At 66.2% G+C, this 5,835-nt stretch carries 4 protein-coding genes; all 4 read right to left on the bottom strand.

All coding sequences use genetic code 11. From position 1 onward, the window contains the following. Window positions 1-3 precede the first annotated feature (3 nt). Genes OC610_RS19825 through lexA form a run of 4 tightly spaced genes read right to left on the bottom strand, consistent with a single transcriptional unit; the run spans window position 4 to window position 5,747 of the window. Window positions 4-3,102 carry an error-prone DNA polymerase gene (locus tag OC610_RS19825; RefSeq protein ID WP_264430087.1) on the bottom strand — a complete coding sequence of 1,033 codons (3,099 nt, stop codon included), beginning with the start codon at window positions 3,100-3,102 and terminating at the stop codon, window positions 4-6. Then, window positions 3,078-4,499, bottom strand: a complete 1,422-nt coding sequence (locus OC610_RS19820) for a Y-family DNA polymerase (RefSeq protein WP_264430085.1) — start codon at window positions 4,497-4,499, stop codon at window positions 3,078-3,080. Before OC610_RS19820 ends, OC610_RS19825 begins: the two co-directional genes overlap by 25 nt. Window positions 4,500-4,506: 7 nt before the next feature. Next, window positions 4,507-5,130 (bottom strand): translesion DNA synthesis-associated protein ImuA, encoded by a 624-nt coding sequence (gene imuA, locus OC610_RS19815; RefSeq protein WP_181290666.1) that lies wholly within the window; start codon window positions 5,128-5,130, stop codon window positions 4,507-4,509. Then, window positions 5,130-5,747 (bottom strand): transcriptional repressor LexA, encoded by a 618-nt coding sequence (gene lexA, locus OC610_RS19810; RefSeq protein ID WP_181290665.1) that lies wholly within the window; start codon window positions 5,745-5,747, stop codon window positions 5,130-5,132. Before lexA ends, imuA begins: the two co-directional genes overlap by 1 nt. Window positions 5,748-5,835: the final 88 nt, after the last annotated feature.

Genomic DNA, 5,835 nt, shown 5'->3' with positions numbered 1-5,835 from the left:
GGTCTAGCGGAAATCCCGACTGCGCACATGGATGCCCGCCAGCAATTCGCTCAGGTCACTCAGGCGTCCGGCGATGAGATGGCGGACCTCGCCGACACTCTCCCAGCGCCCATCCACCCTGAGCAATTGCGAGCCCACCAGGACCTTGCGCTGGCGTTCGGCCAAGTCGCGCCAGACCACCACGTTGAGGTTGCCGAATTCGTCTTCCAGGGTGACAAAGGTCACGCCGCTGGCCGTGCCCGGGCGCTGGCGGCCGGTGACCAGCCCGGCGACGCTGACGTTGCGGCCATGTTCGACAGCCTGCAATTCCCGCGAGCTGCGGCAGCGCCGGGCGCGCAATTCGGAGCGCAGCAACGCCAACGGATGAGGCCCCAACGTAGTGCCCAGCGTGGCGTAGTCGGCGAACAGGGTTTCCCCCACCGTGGGTGTCGGCAAGGCCACGGTGGGTTCTTCCTGGCCGGGCAGGCCCGCGAACAAGCCCAATTGTTTTTCCACGCCAGCGATTTCCCAGCGAGCACGATGGCGATCGCCGGCCAGGCCGCGCAAGGCATCGGCGTCGGCCAATTGCTCCATGGCCCTGGCGTCGAGTCGCGCCCGCTCGCCCAGGTCGGCCACATCGCTGAAAGCCCGCTGCCTGCGTGCCGCCTCGATACGCCGGGCATCGTCCTCACGAAACCCCTTGATCAGGCGCAAGCCCATGCGAATCGCCGGCTGCCGGCCTTCCAGCGGTTCCAGGCTGCATTCCCAGTCACTGGCCCGCACGTCCACCGGACGGATCTGCAACTGATGCCGGCGGGCGTCCTGGAGGATCTGGTCCGGGCTGTAGAACCCCATGGGCCAGCTGTTGATCAGTGCACAGGCGAACGCCGCCGGCTCGTGGCATTTGAGCCAACTGCTGGCGTAGGTCAGCAAGGCGAAACTGGCGGCGTGGGATTCGGGAAAGCCGTAATTGCCGAAGCCCTTGATCTGTTCGAAGATCTGCGCGGCGAATTCGGGCGTATAACCGTTGTTCTTCATGCCTTCTGCCAGGCGCTCGCGATGTGGTTCAAGCCCGCCGTGGCGTTTCCAGGCGGCCATGGAGCGACGCAATTGATCCGCTTCGCCTGGCGTGTAGTCCGCCGCGACAATGGCGATCTGCATCACCTGTTCCTGGAACAACGGAATGCCCAGGGTCCGGCCCAGTACCTCTTCCAACTCCGGCGATGGATAGGTGATCGCCTCTTCGCCATTGCGCCGCCGCAGGTACGGATGCACCATCCCGCCCTGGATCGGTCCCGGCCGCACGATCGCCACCTCGATCACCAGGTCGTAGTAATCCTTGGGCTTGAGCCGGGGCAGCATCGCCATCTGCGCCCGGGATTCGATCTGGAACACGCCGATGGTGTCGGCGCGGCTGATCATCTCGAATGTCGCATGATCGTCCTTGGGCAACGACGCCAGGGTATGCCGCACGCCCCGGTAATGCGCGACCAGGTCGAAACAACGGCGGATCGCGCTGAGCATGCCCAGGGCCAGGATGTCCACCTTGAGCAGCCCGACCGCATCCAGGTCATCCTTGTCCCACTGGATGATGGTGCGCTCGGCCATCGCGGCGTTTTCCACCGGCACCAGGGTGTCCAGGGGTTGCTGGGAAATCACGAAGCCGCCGGGGTGTTGGGACAGGTGCCGGGGGAAACCGATCAGTTGCTGGGTCAGGCTCAGCACCCGGCGCAGCATCGGGCTTTCAGGGTCGAATCCGCCCTCGCGCAAACGCTCCAGCGGCGGCGCTTCATCGCTCCAGCGCCCACAGCAATCGGCCAGTGCATTGACCTGGTCCGGCGGCAGGCCCAGGGCCTTGGCCACGTCGCGCACCGCCCCGGCGCCGTGGTAGCTGCTGACCACCGCCGTCAATGCCGCGCGATGCCGACCGTAGCGCTGGAACACATACTGCAGGACTTCTTCGCGACGCTCGTGTTCGAAATCGACGTCGATGTCCGGCGGCTCATTGCGCTCGCGGGACAGGAAGCGTTCGAACAGCATGTCCGTCCGGGCCGGGTCGATTTCGGTGATGCCCAAGGCGTAGCACACCGCCGAATTGGCGGCCGAACCCCGGCCCTGGCAGAGAATGTGGCGGCCGCGGGCGAAGCTGACGATGTCCTGCACGGTGAGGAAATAGCTGTCGTAGCCCAGCTCGGCAATCAGTGCCAACTCGCTTTCGATCTGCGCCCGCACCTTCTCCTTCACACCGTCCTTCCACCGCTCGCGCATGCCGCGCTCGGTCAGTTCCCGCAACCAGGACGTCGGATCATGGCCCTCAGGCACCAGCTCGCGCGGGTATTCATAGCGCAGCTGGCCGAGGTCGAACGTGCAGCGTCGGGCGATTGCCAGGGTTTCATCGAGTAAGGCGCGAGGATAGAGATCAGTCAGAGCCTCAAGGCTGCGCAAATGGCGTTCGCCGTTGGGGTGCAGGCGCAGGCCGGCCTCGGCGACGGTGACGTGGTGGCGGATGGCGGTCATGGTGTCTTGCAAGGCGCGGCGCCCCCGCACATGCATGTGCACATCCCCCGTGGCGACGGTCGGGAGGCCCAGGCGTTTGGCCAATGCGAGCAAGTCCGCCAGCCGCCGTCGATCGTCCTGCCCGCAATGCAACTGCACAGCCAGCCACAGGCGTGCGTTGAACACCTGCTGGAGCCAGCGCCCTTGCACCTCGGGCTCCCCGCCATCGGGCACCCACAGCGCGAGCAGCCCCGGCAACGGCTCGTCGAAGTCTTCCCGGACGATGCGATATCGGCCCTTCTCACTACGGCGCCGGGCGCGGGTAATCAGTCGGCACAAGGCCTGGTAGCCCTCGAGGTTTTCCACCAGCAGCACCAGCTTCGGTCCGTCCTCGACCTGGATTTCGCTGCCGACGATCAGTTGCAACTCCAGCTCTTTGGCCGCCTGCCAGGCCCGGACGATGCCGGCCAGGGTGCATTCATCGGTGATCGCCAGGGCCCGATAGCCCTGCTGCTTGGCACGACGACAGAGTTCCAGGGCGCTGGAGGCACCGCGCTGGAAACTGAAGTTCGACAGGCAATGCAGCTCGGCGTATTCGATGGTCATGCGAACCAGCCTTGCAGCCACAACGACCCGCCCTCGCCCACCGGTCGATAGGCCCAGCCGCGTTGGCCGGTGCGGGTTTCGATCAGGTAGTAGTCGCGGCGCACGTCAGCCCCGTCCCACCAGCCGGACTCGATGCGCTCCGGGCCCATGAGGATTCGCGCCTGGCCTTCGGGCAAAACCTGGGGTTCGCCGAGCAGCCAGCCGGGACGCTGGATGTCATCGCGCAGTGGACAGGTCGGTTGTTGCGGCTGGGGTTTCATCTGCCACGCGCATTCGGGTCGATGATCGTCGCCAAACCCCAGCCCTTGCACGGATTCATCGCCGAGGCGCGCCCGCAACCGCTCGCGTAGCTGTTCCCAGGGCAAGGACTGCTGCGGACGTTCATCGAACAACTCCAGGCGCTGGGGCACGAAGCTCGGCAGGTCTTCGGCACACAAGCGAAAACCGCGCACGGGCGCCTCGACCTGCACCTGCTCGAGACGGCCACGGGCCAGCTCGAACAGCATCGAAGCATCCCGCTCGGCGCTGAGCAGGCCGACCTTGATGACCGTGTCTGGCAAGCCGGCGTGCTCCAGGTGCAAATCAAAACGCTGCACGCCGCTGTCACGCCCACACAAGTAAGCCGACAGATCACCGGTCAATCGGCGCAACGGAAACAGCAATGCCTGGTGGGATTGCACGTCGTAATTGAGTTCGATGCGCACATCGAAACGATCCGGCGGCAGGTAGAACGACAGCGCCAGGGTACGGCTGCCCACCAGCGCGTCGAGGTGCTTGAGCATGTCGGCTTCGAAACGCCGCGCCAGGGTGTGCCGGGGCAAGGCCTGGACTTGGCTGAGCTGGCGCAGGCCCATGCGCGACAAGGCCGTGGCAACCTCGGGCGCCAGGCCGACCCGGTCCACTGGCATGTGCCCCAGGTACGCTTGCAAGGTTTCGTTATCGGGTACCACCAGGGCGTCGTAGGCATTGGCCAGTGTCCGCGCCGCCACGGGGTTGGGGGCGGCGACGATGCGATGGCGAAAGCCCAATTCAGTCAGTTCGGCTCGCAACCGCGCCTCGAACACCGGCCACGGCCCGAACAGTCCCAGGCTCGATTCGATCTCGAACACCACCGTGCGCGGGTAATGAACACTGACCTGGGAACTGAAGCGGTAGGCCCACGCCGCGAGGAATTGTTGCCAGTATTGGATTTGCGCCGCGTCGTACTCGGCCGTGGCGAACCCTTTGCTCAAGGCCTGGGCGGCGGTCATGGTCTGGCCGGGGCGCAGGCCCAGGGCGCGGGCCGGTCCGTTGACCGCTTGCAGCACCCGCCGCTGGGCCGGGCCGGTCAGCAGCGCCAGGGGCTCGTCGGGATCGGGGCGCTGGCGCAGCGCGGCGTCCAGCGCCAATTGCGGGAAGAGAATACAGACCCAGCGCATCGCAACCTCAATGCCCTGTGAGCGTGGGAAAAGCGATCGGCGCCGAACGGGCCAGTCCGCCGCGGGACTTGAGCACCCGCAATTGCGCAGGCCGGGCATCGATGGCGATGCGCAAGGCCGCCGGGGACGGGTTGATGGCTTCCTGGATCGAGCGCCAGGCGAACGCCAGGGTCTGGCCGGTCTCCGCGGCGACCTGCAAACGGCGCAAGGCCCGGTCGTCCGCCTGGCGCGGCCAGCACAACACCGCGCCGCAACTGCCCGAACGCAAGCATTGCTCGGTGGCCCACAAGGCCTCCCGTGGATCGGCCTGGATGATCGACAACTGGCGCAGGTCCACCCCGGCGTTTCGCCAGGCCTGGGGATAGGGCACGAACGGCGGCGCCACCAACACGATCCGCTCCCCCGCCGCGGATAACCGCGCCAGGGTCGGCCACACCAGTTGCAACTCACCCACGCCCGGCGCGCCGATAAGGATTTCCGTCAACGCCGCTTCCGGCCAGCCGCCACTGGGCAATGCCGCGTCCAGCGCCGCATGGCCGGTGGGCTGCGGGCTGGCGGCCGGTGGCGCAGGCCGGCCCTTCCAGACCTGGCCGCCATTGAACAGCGTGTCCAACGCAACGACGGCGCCCATCAGCCTTGCCTCACCAGGCCACAGAACACGCCTTCTATCGCCAGGTCCTGGTCGGCTTCGACGATGATCGGCTGATAGGCCGGGTTGCGGGGCAACAGGCGTACGCGCTCGCCGACTCGCTCGAAGCGCTTGATGGTCACTTCACCGTCCAGGCGCGCCACGACGATCTGCCCGTTGGAGGCCTGGGGCGTGCGTTGTACGCCCACCAGATCGCCATCGAGGATGCCGTCCTCGATCATCGAATCGCCTTGGACGCGCAACAGGTAATCCGGCGCCTTGGTGAAAATCGCCGGGTCCAGCAACAGACGGCTGTGGACTTCGGCATCGGCCCCGATCGGCAACCCGGCGGCCACCCGTCCCAGCACCGGCACGTCCAGCAACTCGGGACGCGGCGGCTGGTTCAACAGCCGAATGCCCCGGGCCTGGTGCGGATTGACCTCGATGAAGCCGGCTTCGGTCAACGCCAGCACATGCTTGCGCGCCACGCTGCGAGAGGCAAAACCAAACGCCTCGCTGATTTCAGCGAGGCTGGGAGACTGGCCCTGCTCGGCGATGCGCTCGCGGATGAAGGTCAGGATGGCGGTACGGCGGGGAGTGAGAGTCGTCATGGAGTACATTTGTACTCTTTCAGGATTTTTCTTACAAGCGCCACCAGTCAGTTCACGGCAGCTTATGGTTTGGCCCTTGCGCGCTCGTAGGAGCTGC

The organism is Pseudomonas agronomica, assembly GCF_025917275.1.
GTDB classification, from domain to species: domain Bacteria; phylum Pseudomonadota; class Gammaproteobacteria; order Pseudomonadales; family Pseudomonadaceae; genus Aquipseudomonas; species Aquipseudomonas agronomica.
The sequence above is the reverse complement of the archived record's forward strand: the minus strand, read 5'-3'. Positions and strand labels throughout refer to the sequence as shown.